The following is a 23666-nucleotide window of genomic DNA, read 5'->3' as shown; positions in this document are numbered from 1 at the left end:
TGTGCGACTCCTTAATCTTGTTCTAGCTTAGTGAAACGAAGGTTGAGTAGTGCTAAACCACCCACTAACAAGAAGATCAGTGTTGCGATTGCACTTGCCAGACCGAAATCTTGACCGCCACCACCTTCAAACGCGATACGGTAGGTATAACTTACCAGTAGGTCGGTATAACCCGCTGGCTCTGAAGTACCAATCATATTCGGACCACCTTGCGTTAATAGTTGAATCATCACAAAGTTATTGAAGTTAAAAGCAAAACTCGCAATCAAAAGCGGCGTCATTGGCTTAATCATCAAAGGCAATGTAATGCGAGTGAAGTTGCTCATAAAGTTTGAACCATCAATTGCCGACGCTTCGTATAAATCATCTGGTATTGCTTTTAGTAGACCCATACACAAGATCATCATGTAAGGGAAACCTAGCCATGTGTTAACTATCAACACCATAGTTTTGGCAAGTATCGGATCTGAGAACCAAGACGGACTGATACCAAACATCGCTTCTAGTACCATATTGATTTCACCGAAGCTTTGGTTAAACAAACCTTTAAAAATCAGAATCGAAATGAATGCAGGTACCGCGTATGGAAGAATTAATAAAACTCGGTAAATAGCTCTACCTTTCAAAGCTTCCCACTGCACAACACTTGCAAGCACTAAACCGATAAGCAAAGTGAAAACTACAGTCAATAAAGAGAAAATAACCGTCCAAATAAAGATGCTGATAAAGGGTTCTTTAATACCATCATCTTTCCATACACGCTCAAAATTATGAGTACCGATGGAGACAACAAAACCTGGTGATACCGTTGAGCCAACAAACTGACCACTCTCATCTACAGTCTGGTAGAAACCTACATCCTTGTTCGGACGCAGTACTTCACCAGTTTCTTGGTTAGTCAGAGTAACGCCATCTTCTTGCATTTTGTATAGAGGTAATACCGCTGCGAACTTACGCAAGCCGCTCATACGAATGTCATTACCATCAGGGAAATGGAGGTCGAATTCACTCAAAGCAGAGCGATTACTAATGATGGTTTTAATCGGTGCTTTTTTACCTGATACCGGTTGTTCGGCAGGGCTAAGGTTTAACTCACGACTTGCAGAATTTAACGAAAATGCTTCCGTCACATATTGAGTATCGCCATCTTGAATCGTAATTTGAAAACCTGAGTCGGTCTCATACAGGTCAAATGAGTAGCTTTGACCACTTTGGAACGTTCTATCCATCAACACAGATTGAGCACGTTCTAAAGTAAGCTGGTTCTTAGCGCTATAGTTAGTGAAGGCCAAGTTAACGGTGTACGCCAAAGGGAAAAGGATGAAGAGAATCATCCCAGCGACACCTGGATAAATATAGCGGTGGGCGTAAGTTTTCTTACTGCCAAAAATATAGAGTGCTAATGCGGTAAGAAAGAGAGTAAGTAACGCAAAGGCAGACTCACCGCGCGAATACATAAGAATGGATGCATAACCATTGACCACACCAACAACCCCTAACGCTGCCCACTTAAGTAGTGCACGCTTATTAGAAGATGACGGTGTTGATGGTGTCGGCATCGCTTCTGAACCTTGAACTGACTGCATAGTACAACCTGCTAGCGAAATAAACTGAGAAAATAAGGAGGAGTTACCCCCTCCCCAAAAGTAGAACTAAAAAATTACTTAACCATTTGCTTTTCTGCATCTGCAAGTGCTGCATCTACAGTTTGACGGCCATCAACGATGTTGACGATTGCGTTCTTAGCTGCACCCCAGAAAGCATTCATTTGTGGGATGTTTGGCATAATTTCACCGTTCATTGCGTTGTCCATTGTCGCCGCAATGCGAGGGTCATTACCCAATTCTTGTTGGAATGAGTTCAAAGCAACTGCACCTAGTGGCTTGTCATCATTCATCTTACGTAGACCGTCGTTAGTTAGTAGGTAGTTCTCGATGAACTCTACTGCTAAGTCTTTGTTAGGAGATGCCGTACTGATACCTGCAGTTAGTACACCAACGAACGGTTTCGATGAGTGACCATTAAATTTAGGCAGAGTAGTCACACCGTAGTTGATACCAGACTTCTCAATGTTGCCCCATGACCAAGGACCATTGATTGTCATTGCAGTATTGCCTTTGTTGAATTCAGCTTCAGAAACTGAGTAATCCATATCAGAAGAAATTACGCCTTTATCAACAAGACCTTTAACAAAGTTCATTGCATCCGAAACACCTTTATTCGCGATACCAGCATCTTTAATGTCATAACCTTGAGCTGTGTATTTAAATGCGTAACCGCCATCAGCAGCCATTAGAGGCCAAGTGAAGTACGGTTCTTTTAGGTTCCACATGATTGCAGATTTGCCTTGTTTCTTAAGCTCAGCGTTTAACTGTGCTACTTCTTCCCAAGATTTTGGTGGGTTTGGAACAAGATCTTTGTTGTAGATAAGAGATAGTGATTCTACTGCGATTGGGTAACCAATGAGCTTGCCATTGTAGTTAACCGCATCCCAAGCGAAATCGATAATGCCATCTTTAACTTGTTGAGATGGTTTAACTTCTGCCAGTAAACCTGCTTCAGCATAACCACCAAAACGGTCGTGTGCCCAAAATACAATATCTGGACCGTCACCAGTTGAAGCGGTTTGAGGGAACTTATCTTGAAGCGCATCTGGGTGTGCAACAGTTACTTTAATACCCGTGTCTTCTTCAAATTTCTTACCAACTTCAGCCAATCCATTGTAGCCTTTGTCTCCGTTAATCCAGATAGTCAATTGACCTTCTTCGATTGCAGCGTGAGCTCCAAACGAACCAAGAGCAACTAATGTGCTAAGTGCTACGGTACTTAGGGCGTTTTTCATGTTCATATCCTTTTAATATTTATGTTGTAGGGCTAACCAAGAGGTTTTGCCGTATTTCGGCACATATCATCAGAAAAAACAGACTAGGACTCATCCTCCTGCGCACTACGCCCTAGCTATTATGGACTATTTTCGTGATCTACATCGCCACGAGTGGTAGATGAAGATCACAAAAAGGTGTTTTGTTGTGAGCAACCTCAACTTCAAAAGCATCAATTATTTGAGCTTGATCTAACTACGCCCTATTCCCCCTCCTCCTACTCATCCCTGTCTACTACCCCCACAAAAAAGAGGACTAGGAGGATGTCAAATAGGTTCACATCTTAGAAACTAACCCCGTCCAAAGTGGATGGTAAGAGTCTTTTATTGGCACCGAACATTAGGTGTTTACATTGCCGGTTAGAGTGCTTACGCAAATGTGCATACGACGCAAGTTCGTCGTTCCGGGGGGAACACATATTTGCATTGAGTAAGTGTCTAGTTTTGGCCATGAGGGGTGATGTATGATTTCGAGCAGCGTTTACCCAAATATTACTAAAATACATCACCCTTTCTTTTCTTACCGATAAAGGCTAATAGCGAATTGGGATTACACCAAATTATTAGCCACTTAAATGATTCTTCTCAAAGTCGAGAAATCATAAACTTAAATGTATTCCTACTATTATTGCTAGTAGTTCATTGCACAAAACAATGTCGTACAATGATGGCAATAGTAATTAAAAAGTGTTGATCGAGGACGAGCTAGATGTCGAATGTCACGTTAAAAAATGTTTGTAAAGCTTATGGCGATGTAGTTATTTCTAAGAATGTTGATTTAGACATTCAAGAAGGCGAATTCGTTGTATTCGTAGGTCCATCTGGTTGTGGTAAATCGACGCTACTTCGCTGCATTGCAGGACTAGAAGACATCACATCCGGTGACTTGTACATCGGTGACCAACGCATGAACGATGTTGAACCTTCTAAACGCGGTGTGGGTATGGTGTTCCAATCTTACGCTCTTTACCCTCACCTAAACCTATATGACAACATGTCTTTTGGCTTGAAACTGGCAAAAGCTAGTAAAGAAGAGATCCATAAGCGTGTTGATCATGCTGCGGATATTCTGCAGTTGACACATTTGCTCGACCGCCAGCCAAAAGCGCTGTCAGGCGGTCAACGTCAGCGTGTTGCCATCGGTCGTACTTTGGTGTCTCAACCTAACGTGTTCCTGCTTGATGAACCTTTATCAAACCTAGATGCAGCACTTCGCGTACAAATGCGCTCTGAAATCACCAAACTGCAACGCAAATTGGGTTGCACCATGATTTATGTTACCCATGACCAAGTAGAAGCAATGACAATGGCTGACAAAATTGTTGTACTTGATGCTGGTTATGTATCACAAGTAGGTCAACCTCTTGAGCTTTACCACTACCCTAGAAACCGTTTTGTCGCAGGCTTCATCGGCTCACCAAAAATGAACTTTATGAGTGTATTCATTGAAGCTGTAGAGAAAGAGCGAGTAATGGTGCAACTTTCTAATGGCACAACATTCTGGATTCCTGTAGACGGCACAACCGTAAACCGCGGAGAGAGAATGTCTTTAGGTGTTCGTCCAGAACACTTGCTCACGGCAAGTGAAGGCGATGCTGTCATTGAAGGTAAAGTGATGATGGTTGAGAAACTGGGGAATGAAACCCAGGTTTACATGAACCTTAAAGGCTCAGATTCAGATGTGATCTACCGCCAGCCAGATACGCTAGATGTTGAAACGGACGATGTGCTGTCGATTGGTATTCCAGCGCACCGTTGTCACCTGTTCCACAGTGATGGCCGCGCATGCCGCCGTCTGTTTAAAGAAAAAGGCGTTGAGCTTCCAGAAGCATAAAATGCATTAAAGAAAGAACTATTAAGCGTCCTCTTAACTAATCGTTTAGAGGACGTTTTTTTTGCATGTAGAGCGAATTGGATAATGAATATGTAATACAACAAGCCTACTAATAGACAAAGCTGCGCTTTAACGCTCAACCGTCCCCATCAACAGTCTTATCATCCGTCGACGACTACCTAATAAGGTTAGATTCAACGATTACATAACTGACTTTATTAGCTCTACCAATTGTGAAGCGTTAACTGACAGATTGATTTCAAGAAACACCGAAAGAGTTATCAAGCCAGCACCAACGCCCTGCAATGTATGTTCAAGTGTGTTCATCTCGATTATCCAATGTAATAGTGCTATTGGGATATCCATAAATGAATGACTAAATAGCTTCGTTACAACTCATATCGAATGAGTAAATTCATTTATGGTTGCTAGATGTTAAGAGGACATATTTGATTTCAATTGACATCCCGCTTCAAGCGTAAAGGATTCAGTTCCTTCACTTTCACTAATCACTTCAATACGAATGGGCAAATCATTAACACCAAAGCCCAAACTCAAAGCACTGCGATTAGAGAATCCATAACTCATTTTGTTACCGGAAGAGGTACTTGCCACGATTTTTGCAGCGAATTGCTTGGCCGTTTTCGCGGTAAGCTTTACTCGTTGCGCGTCCTGAGAGCATTCAAATTGAAGCGCCCCACCGTAAAAGCTCAATGATGAACTATCCATTGCTATCGCACTCAATGAAATGAGAAAAGCGGCGCAAAGCGCCGCTAGATAACGTACTAACATAGTAATCTGTTAGTATTGAGTAACTGTAACGACGTTATTTGTGCTTGCACCCACATTTACATTCGCAACATCACCATATGTTTGAGTAACGTTGATAGTGTTTTCTGTACTTCCCCAGTAGACAGCTACATTAGCAGTTGCATTTGAACTGGTTTGTGTGATGTCAAGATTGTTGTTGTCACTCCATCCAGTTACATCAACATCGATGGTGTTGGAGTCGCCAGTTTGTTCAAAGGCAATCGTATTGTCGAAGCTATCATCAACGTAAACATCAGCCATGTTATTATTACCATCGACAGCGCCAGTAACAATACTGCCATCACCTCTGTTCAGCACAACACTAGTTTCGTTTAGTGTACCAACGACGTTAAGTTCAACATTAGCATCATCTGTACCACCCTGAAGCAACACTTTAGAGTTATTGCTCTCACCATTCTGAGTAATAGAAACAGTGTCGTTATCGTAAGAGTAGTTATCCCAGAAACTGTTATCAGTCTTGATTAGAGCTTCGTTGAGGTCGCCAGTTTGATTGATGCTGAAATCTCCGTTGTCCACTCCTACAGCTAAAATTTGAGCGTCGTTTTCACCGCCTACTTGAGAAATTGATAGAGAAGAGTCTTCTACAAAGAAGGATTTAATGTCCGCCGTGTTCCCTTCATCTGGCGACTGTTGGAATACCGTGACGTCAGATTCTGAAGTCATAAACATATTTACGTCTGCTGTATTATTTGCTAACACAGTTGTTGAAGTTAACGTTGCTGCAATTACTAATGCCAATTTAGTTTTCATGACAATTTCCTTTATATCATATTGTTACATTTGAATAGACAAGTATCTAAATGTGCTGTTGATTAATTTTGAGTAACATACACATCGATACCATAGCCCCCAATTATGGCAACATAGTCATTACCATTTTGACTGATGCCATAATTAGAACCACCGTTATCAACAATAATGGCTTGGTTATTATTGCCTGTTTGATTAATACTCAAAGAACTTCCATATCCATACTGGATAATAGCCGCGGTATTGTTATTTCCAGCTTGATTAATCCAAGCGTTATTTCCATAACCATACTGTGCTATGTAAGCTTCATTAAACTTACCTGTCTGAGTAATTAAAGCAGTATTATCCCCGCCATATTGCCAAATTCCAGCCTCACTCCCTACGCTGTCTGACTGGATTACTTTCGCTTTGTTACCTGCAATCTGACTTCCCTGCTCGATATAAACATTTCCTAATATCGAGTTTTCCAAGACAACTTCAGCATAATTATCACTGGTCGAAATAGCTTCTAACTCATTGAATTCACTTAAATCCAAATCGTAACCGAACTCACCTGCATGAGTATGTCTTCTATTTTTAGAGTGATCATGGTGACGACTCTCACCTCCATGATTACTCTCAGACTGATAATAACTCTGACCTTGTAGATCATTGTTCGCCCAAGCTAGGTTCGACATTGCCAAATACAAAACGATACCCATCACAAGCATACTGAAGCAGGCATTATTCCGGATGGACATAATTCCTCCTTCACGAGAGAACACCGTGTTCTCGTTAATTAGGTTAGAGGTAGCAAAGATTTTAAACCATCAACTTTAAATTAAATTTGGTAATTATTTTTTAATTTTTTGGTTGTTAATCTCATGTAACAACAAATACAAATAGACTATTTTATTTGTTCAATTCTAATACTTTGGTTTATACAATTAATGGAAATTAAATCTTATTATTAATTCGTCTCAATCATTTCTATAAGATTCGAACATGACGTTTAGAATTAATAGCTTTCTCACAGTTTTATTCATGCTTTTCTCGTTACAAACATCTTGTTTGCATGCAAAAGAGAATGCAGGAGCTCAAGCTCCCATAGAAGACACACAGCAACTAGAAGATGTACAGCATGACTCTCTGGATGAAGTCAATGGCCTCATCATAGATAGGACGATGACCCGAATTGGGAGCATGTTTTATTCAGAGTTCGCACAACAACTCAACGAGAGTGAAGAAAACTTAGAAGAGAATTTAACAATAACTGAAAAAACGACGGCCAAGTTTGGAACAATTATGACTATTTGGCATTCGCAAAAAGTGGTTTTTCGCACCAGTCTTTCTCCCAAAATGAAAGAGTCAAAAGAACAGGCGGCAAAAGCTGTAAGAATAGTACAAGACTATTTAACCAAGTGGCGAATACAACGGATGTATTCCGACACATTCGATCTTGCACATGACGAATTATAACAAATGCTTATAAGGGAAAAATATGAAAACTCTGGGTGTTACTAAGCGGCATTCTCAACCTGAAAAATCAAATTTTGGGTTCAAGAAAGGACTGGTGATCAGTCTCAGCCTAATCATCTGCAACTTTATAGCGGCTCCAACATTTGCATCCAAACTGACTTACAAACCCATAAATCCTACGTTCGGTGGCAACCCACTGAACACTTCACACTTGTTTGCCAGAGCAGAAGCCATTAACGACTATGAAGATCCAGATAGAGCAAACAACGATAGATCATCGGTATCGTCACTGCTTTCTTCATTACAATCTCGGCTGTTAGGCCAGTTAATTTCCAGCGGAGAACCTGGAAGTTTAGAAACGGACGATTACACATTAACCATCACCGATAATGATGGATTTTTAACCATCACCGTTTTCGATAAGACGACTGGTGAATCCACCACAATCGAAGTTACAGGTTTATAGTTCAGGAAGATAAAAAATGAAAAAAGGACTTTGCCTAGCAGTGGCTCTAGTGCTCTCACTTACAGGGTGCTCAAACTTTATGGATACTCCTGATGCGGAAGAATATCCGACACTAGCGCCAAGAGGGGCGATATACAAAGATCTTATTAGTCTACCTCTTCCTAAAGGGAAGATTATGGTTTCCGTGTATGATTTCCGCGACCAAACAGGTCAGTACAAAGACTACCCTTCAAGTACCTTTGCAACAGCGGTACCCCAAGGAGGCACTTCTATGCTGACTTCTTCTTTATTGGATTCGAAATGGTTTTTGCCTTTAGAGCGTGAAGGTTTACAAAACTTACTTACGGAGCGAAAAATCATTCGTGCAGCGCAAAAGAAAGATGAAGCCCCAGTAAACATTGGCGATGATTTACCTGCGTTAAAATCAGCGAACTTAGTCATTGAAGGCGGCATCATTGGCTATGAGTCCGACTTGAAAAGTGGTGGTCATGGTATCGGCTATTTCGGACTTGCAACTTATGGCGAATATCGCATGGATCAAGTGACCGTCAACCTACGAGCCGTAGATGTTCGAACTGGTCAGATTTTACTCAGCGTCACTACCAGCAAAACCATTTTTTCTCACGCTTTAAGTGGTAGTGCTTTCCGTTACATTGCATACCAAGATTTGCTTGAATTGGAGTCAGGTTATACCAATAACGAACCCGTCAACATAGCGGTAATGTCAGCCATCGATTCCGCTGTAATACATATGATCATCGATGGCATTCAGAAAGGTCTCTGGGAACCAGCGGACAAAAAGCAAATGGAAAGCCCTATCTTGAAACGCTATATGCAAGAGAGCACAACGATTCTCTAAAGCAGTCCTCTGCCCGCCTTTATTAATCTGGGCGGGCAACCTTCCTTCCAATAGACCAATAGGTAAATCCCCTTGCAGCCATTCTTTGTGGCTCGAAAAGATTTCTCCCATCAAATATTACTGGTTCACTTAACTCTGAAAAAATTAAGCTGAAGTCAGGCGCCTTAAAGTTCTGCCATTCTGTGCAAATAATCAAAGCATCTGCACCTTTTAATGTGACTTCTTTGGTACCCATCAGTAAAAGGTCGTTACGCAAAGAGTACAGCCTTTGAGTTTCTTCCATCGCTTTTGGATCATAGGCTTGTACCATAGCACCAGCTGACCACAAGGCTTCCATCAGTGCACGGCTAGGAGCTTCTCGCATATCATCAGTTTTAGGTTTAAAGGCTAGCCCCCACAGAGCGAACGTTCTCCCTTTTAGATTATGCGCCCCTCCAAAGTGAACACAGATTTGCTCAAAGAGCTTTCTTTTTTGGTGATAGTTGGTGTTCTCAACCGCTTTCAGAATCTCACTTTCATAACCAATGTTCTCCGATGAACGAATCAAAGCTTGAACATCTTTGGGAAAACAAGAACCGCCATAGCCGCAACCAGGATAAATAAAGTGATAGCCTATTCTTTCATCGCTACCGATGCCTTTGCGTACCTGTTCAATATCCGCGCCCAACTTATCTGCAATGTTAGCGATTTCGTTCATGAAACTAATTTTGGTCGCTAACATACAGTTAGCAGCATACTTGGTGAGTTCCGCCGATTTCACTGTCATAAACAGAATTTTTTCGTGATTGCGATTAAAAGGCGCATACAGCTCTCTCATCAGATCTTTCACTTCTGTAAAATATCTGTCCTGTTCATCAAGTCCAATCACAATTCTGTCTGGACGCATACAGTCAGTTACTGCACTTCCCTCTTTGAGAAATTCAGGATTGGATACCACTGAGAAATGTATTGGTGGTAAACCTAAATGTTCTCTAGTCAACCGTAATACATTATTCACTTGGTACGCTGTACCCACGGGGACCGTAGATTTATTAATGACTATTTTTCTGTGGCAAGAAAATGTTGCAATTGTTTTCGCAACATCCAATACATAGCGGAGATCTGCTGAACCGTCTTCATCTTGTGGTGTTCCAACAGCGATAAATACTACGTCAGAAAACTCAATTCCTTCTTTTGCTGAAGAGGTAAAGCATAAATGTCCGGCTGTAAGATTATTGTGAACGAGTTGCTCTAGCCCAGGCTCATAAATAGTAATCTCACCTTTTTGCAGTTTGCTAATTTTTTCAGCATCAACATCCACACAACATACATTGTGCCCTACGCCACTCAACACTGCTGCCTGAACCAAACCAACATATCCAGTGCCAAAGATGGTTACTTTCATTCAATTGTCCGCTCTTCTTCTGCATTGACATCAGTATTTAATGCCGATGTGTCAGAGCCGTTACGTTTTCAGGGCAGTACAATGACAAAAGTTAAGCAATTTCCGACTGTTGTAAAAAATCCCAATGGACAAACGCTAGGCAAAGCGTACAGTTAGTTAAAACAGAAGGAGTTTGAATGAAAAATTTTAGCTTCAATATGGAAGATGCCAGCCAAGTGTGTGTGGGAGCTTTTGCATTGGCCGTTCCCATTTCCTTCTCAGAAGAGGCATGGCAACTGGGTACCACATTACCAACAACCAACTTGCTGTTTCTAATGAGCCTTTCTTTGTGTTTTCTGGGCGTATTCGCCTATCAAAGTGTGTTTCAGCGAAACATTCAACATCGAATTTCTGTTTTTATTTTTCGCATTGCTATCGCTTATTTGCTTGCTGCTTTAGTGGTTGGTTTGGTGTTATTTGCCTTGAACAAATTACCCATCATCGATGACCCTATATTAGCGTTCAAGCGTATCATAGTAATCACTATGCCCGCCTCCATGGGCGCGATTGTGGTAGACAGTTTTGACAAAGAATAGAAGACTAAACTGTAATAAAACAATGATATAAAACCGTATCACCTGTAAGAGACATCAACATGAAACAGAATTTATCTCTTCGAGCGTTAGAACGTGGCGATCTTAGATTTATCCATAATTTAAACAACAACAGAAACATCATGTCTTATTGGTTCGAAGAGCCGTATGAGTCTTTTGATGAACTAGAAGAGCTTTACAACAAACACATTCACGATAACGCAGAAAGACGATTTGTTGTTGAAGATGAGAACAAATCCCTAATTGGTTTGGTTGAAATTATTGAGATTGACTACATTCACCGTAGTGCTGAATTTCAGATCATTATTACCCCAGAACACCAAGGGAAAGGGTACGCAAACACGCTAATCAACAAAGCGTTAGATTACTCATTCACTATTTTGAATCTTCACAAAATTTACTTGCATGTGGCGACTGAGAATGAAAAAGCTCTTCATTTGTATGAACAGTGCGGATTTATTGAAGAAGGGCACTTGGTCGAAGAATTTTTTATCAACGGGCAATATCGAGATGTAAAGCGCATGTATATACTGCAACCCCAATATCTGAAACAAACTCGAAGTTAGGCGCGGAATGTTAAGGATGAAAAAACAGGCAAAGCCTGTTTTTTTTTACTTAGGAGAGAATATCAAACCGATTTTCGCTGACACCATTGGTTCGAAACCAACCAGCAATACTATAGCGTTTAGCGTAAGCAGGAAGTACCTCATGTGGAAATTGCTCTGACAGGAACACAACTAGCCGTCCAGCAATAGGAGCAATGGTTTGAATAATTTGATCGTTGAGGTCATAGACTTTCAGTTCACCACCGTTAGCATCACACCAACCTTCATTCATATAAAAAACGGTGGTCAATTTACGACTTTCATTACCACGAAAAGCATCTAAATGCTTTTTGTAAAAGTCTCCTACTTCGTACTCTGCAAAATGAGCCTCATATTCGAACAACCCGAGGAACAGCTCCCGATTAACTTCTCGCCTAATAAACTCCATTCGCTCTAGGTAATCCTGTACTGGTTGTCCCATGTCGGAGTCTAGCCACTGAATTTTGTCGCGACGAATTTCACTGGCTCGTTGAGTATCTTCATTTCTACCAATACGTGCGCGCTGCCAATCATCTGAAGCACAGTTCTTGAGTAACTTAACTTGTTCAAGAGTTAGAAAATCATCCCAGACATACCAACCTTTTTCGGCAATGGAATCTAACAACTGTTCTAGCGCCATAAGTTTTTCACTACGAGGAAAAAGAAAGCGTTATAACCAGCCTTTACCTCAACAGCAAATCAACATGTTAATCTTAAAGAACAAAATTAATTGTTAAACTAATCATTTTAAAATCAAACAATTAAGTAATAAACCCAAATTATTAAGAATTATTAAGTTGAAGGTGGTATAACAAACTCGACCACAAAACTATTCATTGGGAGTTTCCTATGATCGTAACTACTACGCCTAATGTAGAGGGTAAACGTATCGTTCGTTATTGCGGCGTTATTGCTGGTGAAGCCATTCTCGGTGCAAACATATTTAAAGATCTGTTCGCTGGTATTCGAGACATCGTTGGTGGACGTTCAGCAACCTATGAACACGAGTTGCAGAAGGCGCGAACGATTGCATTAGCCGAACTTGAAGCTCGTGCTAGAGAGCTTGGCGCGAACGCTGTTGTCGGTATTGACTTGGATTATGAAACCTTTGGCAAGACCAATGGAATGCTGATGGTATCGGTAAGTGGAACGGCAGTGTTTGTAGAGTAGCCATTCACCGTCAAAGAAGGTAATTTTGGATTGTAAAAGTAAAAAGGCAGCTGAGCTGCCTTTTTACATATAAACTTTTTTATTAGATTAATTTTTAATTAATAAACGTATTTATTATTGACTTACTTCTTCAATTCCAATGTTGTTCTTAGCCCAAATTAATGCTTGAAGACGATTCTTAGCATTAATTTTCTTAAATACATTATGAAGGTGCGTTTTAACTGTATTTTCACTGACAAATAACTGATCTGCTATCTCAACATTTGAAGCTCCACTGCCAAGTAGCTTAATTATTTGTTGTTCGCGCTTGGTTAATTTTGAGAACATTTGAGAGGTAACAACTGAGTTGCCAGAGCGATAATGAAGAATATATTCTTGCGCGAGTCGGCGAGTTAGCCACATTTCGCCTTTAATAATTTTACTCATGCCTTTCACTAATACATCAATGTCATCATCGGCGTAGAATACCCCTGCCAAACACTGCCACTTGAATAAATCTTTTGCTTCAATTTCACTAGGACAATTTAGTACAACTTCTCGCGCTTCCGAACAACATAGGTGTTTGAACGAAGCATAGTCAGAAAGAGCTTGATCATCGAGTCGAGCACAATCGATGAGGACTAACTGTGTATCTTGACATGCAGGGTTACTCTCCTGCATCCACATATCGCAAAAAGGAGAAATTTCAATTTTTATTGGAAGCTTAGACTCCAACGCATCTTTAAGTAAACGTGACTGCATACAGACATCAGAAAGTAATCGTACGTTTAGTTTTTTTCCTTCCGTCATTATAAAAACTCCTAACCATAGACCTGACTTATGTAAAACTAACGTTGATAGAGAATAAGTCAATGGAACAAAATCATCCTCGTTTAATAATAAATAAAATCTACAAATTACTTTAATAAATTCATAAGGTTAATTTATTGTCTTATTTTTAAGAATGCATTTGAGTTATTTAAGGATCAGCATACTATTTGAAATAAAAACGTATGCTAAATTAGAAACAACTAAAAAATCATTCAATAAAATGTACCCATTAGTCTTTCTGATTAGGAAAGAACAACTTTCCTAATCGCTTTAATCCAAAATCCCCCAGTTGAGATACTATATAAAGCATGATGTTCCAATAAATCAAACTCATCCGATAAGACTATCGTTTGCATGCTATTTATACACTCGGAATGATGACTATTATTTGAAAAGCAATTTATTGAGTATTTTAATTATGAATAAAACACTACCTTTTTCCCTTCTCAGTTTACTCATCGCTACTACTTCTTTCAGCTCAATCGCAGAAGAGCAAAAAGATGAAGTTCAGGATATGTCAGATCCACTTGCTGTATTTACCCAAGGTGGTGTTGGTATTACAGATAAAGGTTTAAACCTTAAAGTGGGTCAAACCTACGACTCTGGCAAAGAAAACGTTGCCGCAATGAATGTATTTGAGCTAAAAGGCATCGGTGGTGAGGTGTTAGGTTTTCGAGATAGCGATAAACCTATGTATGGTTCTGTTGACGACAGCATTGACTCTTTCCGTCTACGCAACTTCCAAGCAAACATCAAAAATGGTCAAGGTCGCCAGCTAGACATGACATATGACGTTGATAGTGAAACGTTAAATGCCTCGTACAGTATTCTTCAAGCGCTTCCTCAAATTGGTGGATTCTTAAACCTATACCCTCTTGCAGGTGCGGGTGTGACAGTTCAAAACACCGAAGATGACGGTTATGAAATCCCAGGGACTTTCACAGTCGTAGGTATGTACTCTAAAGTGGCTCTAACCGATAAAATTTGGATCAACTATAACCCAATGTATATGCACACACTGTCTGGTTCGGATACCTATAAGAATGGTAACTTTGCTGGAGACAACAATATCCTGACTCACGAATTTGCCATTTCCTACCAGCTCACACCTCGTTCTAATATTCGTTACTTCGCTAACTGGAATGAAAAAGTCGACTTTGCTGATGGTGACCACCGTATCGAGTACAACTACCAGTTTTAATTCAACTCCTTAATTAGTAATAAAATTTGCAACGTGGATTAAGCGTACAAACAGGTTAGCTTTAGAAGCGGCAACTGATAAAAACGAGCCCAGAATATCAAACAAAATATTCTGGGCTCGTTAACTCAATAATGCATGGCATATGCTTGTTTAAGTACGATATAGCACCTTTAAGACATGCCAACCGAACTTCGTTTTTACTAGCTGAGGGGTGAGAACTTCACCTTGAAAGCATGCTTTATCAAATTGAGGCACCATTTGCCCTTGTCGAAATTCGCCTAGGTCTCCACCTTTCTTACCTGATGGGCATAAAGAATGCTTCTTCGCTAATACCTGAAATTTAGCGCCTTTCTTGAGCTGCTGAATGATATCTTCTGCTTGCTCTTTGTGCTTAACCAAAATGTGAAGGGCTGCTGCGGTTCTTGCCATTTCATTCTCTCCTCATTTCTAAAGCGCGAAGTCTAACCTAAGCTAAAGGGACACGCACCCCACTTTTTGAAAACTAAAAGAGAAAATAAGCGTCTAAATCAATGCCAGTCGTTGATGATATGGCAATATGCGGTAGTATAGTTACCAGTAAAATTATTGAAGTAGTACCACTATGGCTAAGACAATAAGTAAGGCAAATCAGTCACAAGGGATGTTAATGTTCACTTTGAACCTGCAAAAGCAGCTGTTCGCGATTGGAACATTAAAAGTTCGAGAAATTGTGCCTTATATGCCGATGACTCAGATCCCTTATTCACATCACCATGTGATAGGTACGGTCACGTTTCGTAATTTAACGATACCAGTGATCGACATGGCTGCTGCGATTGGTTTTCGACCTATTGCTCCAAACGAGTACGAAAAAAGCTATTTAATCGTTACTGACTGTTTACGTACTGTCGTCGCTTTCATGGTTCGCAGTATTGAAAAAATCATTGACTGTAACTGGCGCGCTATAGAATCAGCACCAAGCACTGCTGGTAAAAATGTTTTTGTTACTGGTATTACTCGTTACGAAGACAAAATTGTTCAGTTACTCGATGTCGAATTACTGCTGTCAAAAATTTACCCGCAATATGAATCGACCAAAGTACCAATGCTGACAGACGTAGAACGTGAGCGTCTTAAAGCACTGAATATTTTGCTGGTTGATGACTCGTCTATTGCCCGTAAACAACTGTCAGACGCGTTAGATCGAATTAACATCCCGTATTACGTGTGCAAGAACGGCAATGAAGCGGCTGAGTTTATGAAGAAGATGGCGAACGAAAACAACGCTATCGACCTCCTTGTCAGTGATATTGAAATGCCTGGTCTTGATGGCTATGAGCTTGCGTTTGAAGTGCAAAATGACAAGTCGTTAAGTCATGCCTACATCATCCTTCACACTTCTCTATCGAGTGAAATTTGTGTCGACAGAGCACATCAGGTTGGTGCCCATGAAGCGCTTGAGAAGTTCAATGCTACGGAACTGATTGAAGCAATGTTGAGAGGCGCAAAACGCTTGGAAGCACAAATGGCTTAGAGCGCCAACCAATCTGCTTAAGATAGATTTGAAAATGCAGCCTGTTGGCTGCTTTTTTTATTGTTCAACAATAAAGAGTGAAACTTTAAGGCAGCAATAGTTGAAGCGCTTCTCTATCTGATTTTTTCAGCTTACTCACAACCAATTGGAATGATCTCAAACACAAATCTTCTATCATCTCTGGCTCCACATCTCCATCCAAAACAACAGAAATCCAGTGTCGCTTATTCATGTGATAGCCCGGTTTAATCGCATCAAACTGGTCAGTAAGAAACGCACCGTCTTGAGGCTCGCATTTCAAAGTAACAAACGGTTTGTCAGTATCAAATGCAAGATAAGCAAACATTTTATCGCGAATCTTAAAAACTAAAGGATCCGGCCCGAAAGGATTACACGATTCAGCCTGAGGTAAATTATTTAAATACTCTTCTAAACGCTGCACATCCATCGGTTTCGCCTTCCTTCTTAATCTTCGAATATTTTGAGCCACAGCTTCAAACATTGACCTATTTGTTGTTGTTCTGCCTTTGATAGGCCAACCACAAGTTCTTCCTGAGCCTTTACATGCTCTGTGACCAACGCTTCGACTAAAACCAAACCCTCTTCCGTCAGCTCAACTTCGATGCTACGTCGATCGGCTTGGCTGTGCTGGCGAAGTATAAGATTTTTACTTTCCAGCTTATCCAATCGATTGGTCATAGCTCCTGATGTCAGAAGCATAGAGCTAAGTAACTCCGAGGGTGTCAGCCGATAGGGTGCGCCAGCTCTGCGCAAAGTTGCCAGAACATCAAACTCGCCCATTTTAAGATCATACTTTTTGTGAACTTCTGCTATTCGGCTCTCGAGAATTTTAGACAGGCGCATCAGGCGTCCAATCATAGCCATTGGCATCGTGTTGAGATCCGGTCTCTCTTTACCCCACTGGGATACAGCTCTATCGATTGCGTCCATTGTTTTAAAACTCTTTCTTTTTTATTGCCTTAAAATACTTCAATGTAAAGATACTTTACAATAACTAATTTTTGTTTTAAATTCGCCGCACAGATATCTTGACGTAAAGATACTTAATATGAATATTTTATTTGCCATGATTCCTGCATTTTTCTGGGGAACCACATACGCTGTCACACAATACACCTTAGCAGGCTGGCCTCCACTACTGCTTGGAGCTCTACGAGCTTTGCCTGCAGGGCTAATTTTGCTTGCGTTAAAACCCACATTTCCAGCTAAAACAAGCTGGAAGCCTTTGATTACCATCGGCATTGTAAATATCGCAGCTTTCTTTAGCCTGATATTTGTTATGGCATTGACGCTACCTTCCGCTATCGCTGGCGTTGGGATGATTTCAGTACCAGTATTTGCCATGACATTTCATTGGATATTTAACCGTACTGCGCCATCAAAAGTTCAGCTTACAAGCGGCGTATTGCTGATATTGCTTGCATGGCTACTGTTTGACCCGAAATCCATAACACTAAACCCGATTGGTTTAATCGCCATGTTGGCGGCTATCTCGTGCATCATTTACGGCTCGTCTCTGACAAAAACGTTGGGCGGTAAAATTGACTGGTGGACAGTACTGACATGGCAGCTAATCATAGGCGGTGTAGCACTCACGCTGGTGACTTTAGTTCACGCAAGCGTGCATCCTCAGCCATACGTTGATGCAATACAGTCCTTCTCCACAACCAATCTTGGTGGGTTAGTCTGGATAACCTTACTCAATACCGCATTCAGCTATAGTTTGTACGTGTGGTTATTGCAGCGTATGTCAATTGTGGATTTTACTTTTGGTGGTATTGCTAACCCAATTGCAGGGATTGTCTTTGGTGGGTTTCTGATGAATGAACTTTATTCACTGCATCAGTACAGTCTCATGGGTGGAATGATTATCGTATCTTTGCTGCCTCAACTCGTGGTGTTACTGAAAAAACGTCACTCAACACAACTCGCGTTACAAAAGTAAGTCGTTACAAACCATTCACAGAGCATTGCATCTTGTTTTATAAGCATTTGATGAACAATCAGACAAATGCATTGCCGCAATAAGAATTACTTAATGTAATCTATGTGAAAAGGCTCAAATAGACGTTATTTTTGGAGCGCAAAGCGTTGAATTCCGCTACTCTTAGCGTATTACTTTCGACGCATTTATTAATACTAAGAAATGAACGAAGACGAGTTTAAAAGAGCCACCTCTAATCTTAAAAAAGCAGTGCCACTTATGATGAAGCATCGCATCGCTGCGACGCCATCGAATTACGCCTTGTGGTATACCTACGCGGATAATACGATTCCTGAGCTGAACCAAGAACTGGATTATATTCTGGAGAGTTTTGGTTTTTGCCCCGCCGCCACGGGTGATCAGCTTTATAAAGATTATATTGCTTCAAAAGCAGAAACGAGTATCCACGAGTTAAGACAAAACGTCGAACTGCTGGTACATGAAATTTCTAGCTCAATGGACGATACCTTGTCCGACGCCAGCGCTTTTTCGCAAGTTATCGATAAAAGTTTTGCTAACTTAGAAAAAGTGCAAAGCGAAAACCTTTCTATTGATGAAGTGATGTCCGTTATTCGTCAATTGGTCAATGAATCAGAGGATATTCGTCATTCGACGCGTTTCCTCAACAAGCAGCTAAACAGTGCCAGCCAAGAGATTTCTCGTTTGAAATCTCAGTTAGCTCAGGTCCACAAAGCGGCTTTGTTTGATAGCCTTTCCGGTTTATATAACCGCCGAGCATTCGATGATGATTTAGCGTCATTGATGCAATCTGAACAATCCTTAAGCCTTATCTTTTTAGATATTGACCACTTCAAAGTATTTAATGACGAATATGGTCATCTGTTCGGCGATACAGTGATTCGAGCTATCGCAAAACGACTACAGACCAGTTGTCAGGGCGGCATTACCGCCTATCGCTATGGTGGCGAAGAATTCGCACTATTGGTGCCACACAAATCTTTGCGCGTGGCGCGACAGTTTGCTGAGATGCTGCGCACATCCATTGAAAAACTCAATGTGAAAGATCGCCGAACAAGTGAACAAGTCAGTAGTATTACCGCGTCTTTTGGTGTCGCTGAAAAAATGCCTAAGGACACACCTGAATCACTGGTTGAACGTGCAGACCGAAAGCTCTATGAAGCGAAAAAAATGGGTCGAAACCGAGTGATGCCTTTCTAAAACATCCACATTTCTGTAAATAAAAAAACCTCCCGAGTTACAGCGGGAGGTGCTCGCAGAGCTTAAGACAGGTTGGATGGAACACAGTGAGATTCCGTGAGTTAAAGACTGAAGCTATAACTCAATAAGTACTCTTCTCCACACTTAGAAACGTACTCTTTATCTTCACTGCACGCTTGAGGTTTACCACGCTCGTCACCTTTCACCAAACTAATCCAATGTCGCATCGCAACAGTTGGAATAGAAGTCTCATCGGTTTGCATAAACGTTGTACACGTTTCTAGTTGTATATCTTCAATCTCCACCAGCTCAACGCATCCTGTACCTCGATGACAGCCCAATGTCACTTCTACATGGCTACCACTGCCATCACGGAACAATATTGAGCAAGGCTGTTCCTTGTTGCCGATATAAGCAACAAAATGTTTAGGATGCTTTAAGCCACTGTGACGACCATCTTTGAAGTACGCAAGTACATGGTTGTAATCGATCATGTAGCTGGTCACGTCTTGGTGTGAACCATTTTCAAGAGGAAACAAACGGTCAAGCAACTGTTTGGCTTTCACTTGTTTTTCTCGCGATTGGTGCGCACTGACGGTTTCGACGGCGAACACTGCTTCAGCGATAAATGGTTTATGTTGTTTTTGAATATCAGTTTTATCAAATGTCAGCATATTCATCGTCATTTCCTTATTGGATTAAGCCCTTCCTATTTGGCGACGCTATTGACTATATTTGCTAGCGATAACCAATCGACTGGGTGTCTTTGTTCAAAAATAGTCCCAGTTCATATTTCTCAAACTTGTGTTTAATTTTTATTCAAGTTTGTGACTGGGTTAATTTGTAGACTAGCGCAATTTTACCTACAATTTCACAACAAAAATTTTACAATGTGAATTTTACAAAATGGCCGTGTCAAAAAGCTTAGTTAGACAGTCTCACTTTTTGGGTACCAAAGTGAGAAACCTGAGAAAACGCAACCACTTAACTATGGAAGATCTTTCTGCACGCTGTATTCGCATCAATTCAGAATACGCACCTTCGGTTTCCTACCTTTCGATGATTGAGAGGGGAAAACGTGTTCCAAGTGTAGAAATGTTGAAAGTCATCGCGGAAGTGTTCCAAAAAGATCCCGCTTGGTTTCTTGATGATGAACCCGAGCAAACCGACATCACGCCAGAAAAAGGCAATCGAGGTGGTATCAGTGGTATGGCCTTGGAACCCAGCTTTCTGTTTTCCAATGATATTTTACAAATCGCGATTCCAGAGATGCTTTCTCAAACCGGCATTACTGGCAGACAGTTCGCGCATTTGCTTATTCGAGCTCATCAGGAAAGCCTGCAAAACCACTTCCCTGACTTAGAAAGAGCCGCAGAAGAGATAGGCCAGAAGCGTCTTAATCTTGCGGTTGAAGATCTGTTTGATATCGCCAAAAGTCTGGGACTCAACATTCGCTGGGTGAAAAGAACCCCTCACGATGTAGTGGATGAACTTGGGGTCAGCGCCAAACAACTCGTTACCTCTTTTTTCGAACCGCCAGATACCATTTATCTCAACGAAGTCTTGCGCCAATACCCAACTCGTCTCAAATACGATTTAGCGGTGTATATCGGTCATAATGTGCTGCACAGCAAAGACGGACTGAAAAACGTCTTATCAGTCGGACACTCCAATAGTTGGGAAGAGCAACCGAATTCTCAATCCAGCTCTGAACTGAATTCACAAGATATTCTTCAGGCATGGCGTGATTTTGAATCCAGCTTTTTCGCCGGCGCGCTGCTTTGCCCGAAAGTACCATTTCGTCAGTTGTTGGATAGAAATGGTTATGAGATCGATGTGCACAAGAAAGCAGGAGTATCCCCATCTGTTGCGATGCGCCGAATGACGGTGGTTTCTCCCTACCCTCACTGGCATTACTTTGATGCTTATGGTCCTGGTAAACTCAAAGCGGTTTATCGTGGTAATGGTATCCCTCTTCCTTGGGGCAACATGCGTAAAGTGCATGATCCTTGTCAGCACTGGGCTGTATTCAGACGCCTAGCCGAGCCTCAGGAAGGAAGTTCTGCACAGATCTCAATCCTAAACGTCGGTGACGAGCCAAGAATCTACTGCTGTGAATCAATCAATGTGTTAGACGCCGCAGGAAATACGCGCGTGCTCTGTGCTGGCGTCGATTTAAACCCAGCAATTGCGGCGCAGGGCGGAGATGCAAACGCCATAGCTGAAGAGTTGAAATCTTCTTGTGTCAGCCAAGGCGGTACCACCATTATTCCAACACATATTAAAAAGGATTTAAGAACCATCGCTCGTATCCTTAATATCAACTGGATTGAGAGAGGTATTGAGGGAGATGCGAGGCTAATCTGTTCGAGGGGCGCCGTGTGTCCGAGAAAACCGAGCTGCTATGCTAAATGCGCAGATTCAGACGAAGATTTGATATGAAATTTCTTCTTCAGACATGAAAAAACAGATAAAAAAAAGCCAACCACAATACCCGTGATTGGCTATAGATATGTGTGAACAAAATAAATTCACTAACAACGTCAGTTGGCTAGGTGATCCTTGGCTTAAAAGGATCACACTAATTAATGCAGGTAGTGTGCCAACTTTTTTTTGCACAGAAACAGGCCACATTGTACATAAAACATGCCGTTTCATTACAACCAATATCATAACGAAATTGCAGAATGCAAATATTTGCAATTTGCAATGTAAGGCGCTACGCAATTTGATGTAAGAATCGAATGATTAAGCCAAACCATTCTTGACAGCATACATGGCTTCATCGGCAGCTTTGAGCATGTCATCAATATCGACAAATTTGGAGTGATAGAGGATATAACCAACACTGGCATGTATGTTCAGAAGCGTTTTATCGTAAATAACTGGCGAATCTGATATCGCCTTTTCTATCGTTTTGCTGATGAGTTCCAAATCTGCAACTCGATTGATACGTGGTAGGAGTATTAAGAACTCGTCGCCCCCCATTCTCGATACGATATCCGAAGCGCGAAGCGCCGACAGTATTCGCTCAGAACAAGCAATAAGAACTTTATCCCCTGCATCGTGGCCGTACTTATCATTGATGGATTTAAACTTATCCAGATCAATGTTCACAATGGCAAAACTGTTCTTTCCTTTCGACCTTTCAGCCAATTCAAAAAAGTGTTGCAGTGTGAACATAAAATAACGGCGGTTTGGTAACTTGGTCAGTTCGTCAAACATGGCGCGCTCATTGGCAATGGTGTACAGGCGATAAATGATGAATGCCAGAATGATCAATATCAGCAATACAGGGTAGCCTTGCAGACGAACGATGTTGCTTTGATACCAAGGGAGCTGCTTGAGGACGTCTTTCTTTTCTGAAGCTGCAATTACCCAGCTTCCATAAGGGAAGTTGACGATTTCTGTCGCAAAGGCGTTATCAAACGTACTCGATTCACCAAAGAAGACTTCCCCTTGAAAGCCTGAACTATCAAAGCCACGAATAGCAAAGTTGTAAGAGTAGCCGAAAGTCTCGACACCAGATTCCGAAAAAAGCGAATCCCAGTTAATGACAATACTGCATACTCCCCAATATTGGCTGTTGATTGGCGGGTCAGTAAAGATTGGAACACGCGCAACGATGGCTTTGCCGCCTTGAACTAAATTTACTGGTCCAGAGATAAAGATATCTTGAATTTCTCTGGCCTTATTAATCGATTTCCACTGTTGCGGAACCGTTCTGTAATCCAACCCAAGTGCCGCTTGATTACCTTCCAATGGATATATGTATTTGATGACATCGTTGGGTGCCAAACCCACACCCTTAACGTGTTTGCCTTTACGCAGCACACTCGCTGCTACCTGCGGCCAATCAGTGATATCAGCGTCGGGACGCAATGTGACCAAGGCCTGCAGACCATTCGCAGCATAAATATCAGACAAAATAGAAGCTTCGAGGCGAAATCGAATTGACAACATCTCTTCTTTAGCTCGAGTGTATAGCCCCTCTCTCATGAAATTTCGCTGGCTAACATTGAAGGATTCAATCAGGCCAACAAAAATTAAGAGAAAAATCAGCAGTAGTGTTCTAACTATCCATAGCTTGCCTGAGATAGCTCCCATGCAACGTTCCTTCCACTGTGCAGTGATTAACTACAGTATTA

General features: G+C 41.3%; 25 protein-coding genes. 12 read left to right on the top strand and 13 right to left on the bottom strand.

Going from position 1 to position 23666, the window contains the following annotated elements; genetic code table 11:
• Positions 1–11 precede the first annotated feature (11 nt).
• Both malF and malE read right to left on the bottom strand, forming a co-directional pair.
• A complete protein-coding gene (gene malF / locus ACRQQK_RS01310) occupies positions 12–1586 on the bottom strand; it encodes a maltose ABC transporter permease MalF (RefSeq protein WP_457509632.1) in 1575 nt (524 codons plus the stop codon).
• Positions 1587–1660: 74 nt separating this feature from the next.
• A complete protein-coding gene (malE, locus tag ACRQQK_RS01305; RefSeq protein ID WP_457509630.1) occupies positions 1661–2842 on the bottom strand; it encodes a maltose/maltodextrin ABC transporter substrate-binding protein MalE in 1182 nt (393 codons plus the stop codon).
• A gap of 748 nt (positions 2843–3590) precedes the next feature.
• On the opposite strand from malE, the gene malK reads away from it, so the two are divergent.
• A complete protein-coding gene (malK, locus tag ACRQQK_RS01300; RefSeq protein WP_188233564.1) occupies positions 3591–4715 on the top strand; it encodes a maltose/maltodextrin ABC transporter ATP-binding protein MalK in 1125 nt (374 codons plus the stop codon).
• 435 nt (positions 4716–5150) lie between these two features.
• Here the strand turns inward: malK and ACRQQK_RS01295 are convergent, their stop codons facing one another.
• From ACRQQK_RS01295 to ACRQQK_RS01285, 3 genes are all read right to left on the bottom strand, one after another.
• Positions 5151–5507: a hypothetical protein gene (locus tag ACRQQK_RS01295; RefSeq protein ID WP_457509628.1), complete on the bottom strand. Its 357-nt coding sequence runs from the start codon at positions 5505–5507 to the stop codon at positions 5151–5153.
• 9 nt (positions 5508–5516) lie between these two features.
• The gene (locus ACRQQK_RS01290; RefSeq protein WP_457509627.1) at positions 5517–6296 is read right to left on the bottom strand and encodes a curlin; all 780 of its coding nucleotides are present in this window, start codon (positions 6294–6296) and stop codon (positions 5517–5519) included.
• Positions 6297–6358: 62 nt separating this feature from the next.
• Positions 6359–7036 (bottom strand): curlin subunit CsgB, encoded by a 678-nt coding sequence (locus tag ACRQQK_RS01285; protein WP_457509626.1) that lies wholly within the window; start codon positions 7034–7036, stop codon positions 6359–6361.
• Between the two features lie 244 nt (positions 7037–7280).
• Here ACRQQK_RS01285 and ACRQQK_RS01280 point away from each other — a divergent pair, with 244 nt between their 5' ends.
• The 3 genes from ACRQQK_RS01280 to ACRQQK_RS01270 are packed head-to-tail and all read left to right on the top strand — an operon-like array spanning position 7281 to position 9079.
• A complete protein-coding gene (locus ACRQQK_RS01280) occupies positions 7281–7754 on the top strand; it encodes a CsgE family curli-type amyloid fiber assembly protein (RefSeq protein WP_457509624.1) in 474 nt (157 codons plus the stop codon).
• Between the two features lie 22 nt (positions 7755–7776).
• Positions 7777–8220 (top strand): curli assembly protein CsgF, encoded by a 444-nt coding sequence (locus ACRQQK_RS01275; RefSeq protein ID WP_457509622.1) that lies wholly within the window; start codon positions 7777–7779, stop codon positions 8218–8220.
• A gap of 16 nt (positions 8221–8236) precedes the next feature.
• A complete protein-coding gene (locus ACRQQK_RS01270; RefSeq protein ID WP_188233560.1) occupies positions 8237–9079 on the top strand; it encodes a CsgG/HfaB family protein in 843 nt (280 codons plus the stop codon).
• 22 nt (positions 9080–9101) lie between these two features.
• Here the strand turns inward: ACRQQK_RS01270 and ACRQQK_RS01265 are convergent, their stop codons facing one another.
• Complete coding sequence (locus ACRQQK_RS01265; protein WP_457509619.1) at positions 9102–10463, bottom strand: UDP-glucose dehydrogenase family protein; 1362 nt, start codon at positions 10461–10463, stop codon at positions 9102–9104.
• 176 nt (positions 10464–10639) lie between these two features.
• Between ACRQQK_RS01265 and ACRQQK_RS01260 the strand changes: the two genes are divergently transcribed.
• Entirely contained in the window at positions 10640–11038 is a 399-nt protein-coding gene (locus ACRQQK_RS01260; RefSeq protein ID WP_457509617.1) for a DUF2391 family protein, read from the top strand.
• A 59-nt stretch (positions 11039–11097) separates the two neighbouring features.
• The gene (gene speG, locus ACRQQK_RS01255; RefSeq protein WP_457509615.1) at positions 11098–11622 is read left to right on the top strand and encodes a spermidine N1-acetyltransferase; all 525 of its coding nucleotides are present in this window, start codon (positions 11098–11100) and stop codon (positions 11620–11622) included.
• 49 nt (positions 11623–11671) lie between these two features.
• Here speG and ACRQQK_RS01250 read toward each other — a convergent pair whose 3' ends face one another.
• A complete protein-coding gene (locus ACRQQK_RS01250) occupies positions 11672–12280 on the bottom strand; it encodes a 2OG-Fe(II) oxygenase (protein ID WP_457509613.1) in 609 nt (202 codons plus the stop codon).
• A gap of 209 nt (positions 12281–12489) precedes the next feature.
• Here ACRQQK_RS01250 and ACRQQK_RS01245 point away from each other — a divergent pair, with 209 nt between their 5' ends.
• The gene (locus tag ACRQQK_RS01245; RefSeq protein WP_102941807.1) at positions 12490–12810 is read left to right on the top strand and encodes a heavy metal-binding domain-containing protein; all 321 of its coding nucleotides are present in this window, start codon (positions 12490–12492) and stop codon (positions 12808–12810) included.
• 114 nt (positions 12811–12924) lie between these two features.
• Here the strand turns inward: ACRQQK_RS01245 and ACRQQK_RS01240 are convergent, their stop codons facing one another.
• A complete protein-coding gene (locus tag ACRQQK_RS01240) occupies positions 12925–13599 on the bottom strand; it encodes a LuxR C-terminal-related transcriptional regulator (RefSeq protein WP_457509611.1) in 675 nt (224 codons plus the stop codon).
• Between the two features lie 439 nt (positions 13600–14038).
• Between ACRQQK_RS01240 and ACRQQK_RS01235 the strand changes: the two genes are divergently transcribed.
• Positions 14039–14821 (top strand): hypothetical protein, encoded by a 783-nt coding sequence (locus ACRQQK_RS01235; RefSeq protein WP_457509609.1) that lies wholly within the window; start codon positions 14039–14041, stop codon positions 14819–14821.
• A gap of 150 nt (positions 14822–14971) precedes the next feature.
• Here the strand turns inward: ACRQQK_RS01235 and ppiC are convergent, their stop codons facing one another.
• Positions 14972–15250, bottom strand: coding sequence for a peptidylprolyl isomerase PpiC (gene ppiC / locus ACRQQK_RS01230; RefSeq protein ID WP_102962430.1), 279 nt, complete (start codon positions 15248–15250; stop codon positions 14972–14974).
• A gap of 172 nt (positions 15251–15422) precedes the next feature.
• On the opposite strand from ppiC, the gene ACRQQK_RS01225 reads away from it, so the two are divergent.
• Positions 15423–16334 carry a chemotaxis protein gene (locus ACRQQK_RS01225; protein WP_457509607.1) on the top strand — a complete coding sequence of 304 codons (912 nt, stop codon included), beginning with the start codon at positions 15423–15425 and terminating at the stop codon, positions 16332–16334.
• 85 nt (positions 16335–16419) lie between these two features.
• On the opposite strand, the gene ACRQQK_RS01220 is transcribed toward ACRQQK_RS01225, so the two are convergent.
• Positions 16420–16782: an MmcQ/YjbR family DNA-binding protein gene (locus tag ACRQQK_RS01220; RefSeq protein ID WP_171136903.1), complete on the bottom strand. Its 363-nt coding sequence runs from the start codon at positions 16780–16782 to the stop codon at positions 16420–16422.
• Positions 16783–16799: 17 nt separating this feature from the next.
• Complete coding sequence (locus ACRQQK_RS01215) at positions 16800–17285, bottom strand: MarR family winged helix-turn-helix transcriptional regulator (RefSeq protein ID WP_457509605.1); 486 nt, start codon at positions 17283–17285, stop codon at positions 16800–16802.
• Between the two features lie 118 nt (positions 17286–17403).
• Between ACRQQK_RS01215 and ACRQQK_RS01210 the strand changes: the two genes are divergently transcribed.
• Positions 17404–18300: a DMT family transporter gene (locus ACRQQK_RS01210; protein ID WP_457509603.1), complete on the top strand. Its 897-nt coding sequence runs from the start codon at positions 17404–17406 to the stop codon at positions 18298–18300.
• A gap of 201 nt (positions 18301–18501) precedes the next feature.
• A complete protein-coding gene (locus tag ACRQQK_RS01205) occupies positions 18502–19518 on the top strand; it encodes a GGDEF domain-containing protein (RefSeq protein WP_457509601.1) in 1017 nt (338 codons plus the stop codon).
• Positions 19519–19619: 101 nt separating this feature from the next.
• Here ACRQQK_RS01205 and ACRQQK_RS01200 read toward each other — a convergent pair whose 3' ends face one another.
• The gene (locus tag ACRQQK_RS01200; protein ID WP_457509599.1) at positions 19620–20198 is read right to left on the bottom strand and encodes a hypothetical protein; all 579 of its coding nucleotides are present in this window, start codon (positions 20196–20198) and stop codon (positions 19620–19622) included.
• Between the two features lie 226 nt (positions 20199–20424).
• Here ACRQQK_RS01200 and ACRQQK_RS01195 point away from each other — a divergent pair, with 226 nt between their 5' ends.
• The gene (locus ACRQQK_RS01195; RefSeq protein WP_457509597.1) at positions 20425–21960 is read left to right on the top strand and encodes a DUF3612 domain-containing protein; all 1536 of its coding nucleotides are present in this window, start codon (positions 20425–20427) and stop codon (positions 21958–21960) included.
• Positions 21961–22266: 306 nt separating this feature from the next.
• On the opposite strand, the gene ACRQQK_RS01190 is transcribed toward ACRQQK_RS01195, so the two are convergent.
• Positions 22267–23625, bottom strand: coding sequence for a diguanylate cyclase (locus ACRQQK_RS01190; RefSeq protein WP_457509595.1), 1359 nt, complete (start codon positions 23623–23625; stop codon positions 22267–22269).
• Positions 23626–23666: the final 41 nt, after the last annotated feature.

This window comes from Vibrio sp. C8 (genome assembly GCF_054051265.1).
Note: the sequence above shows the minus strand (reverse complement) of the source record. Positions and strands in the feature narration are given on the sequence as shown.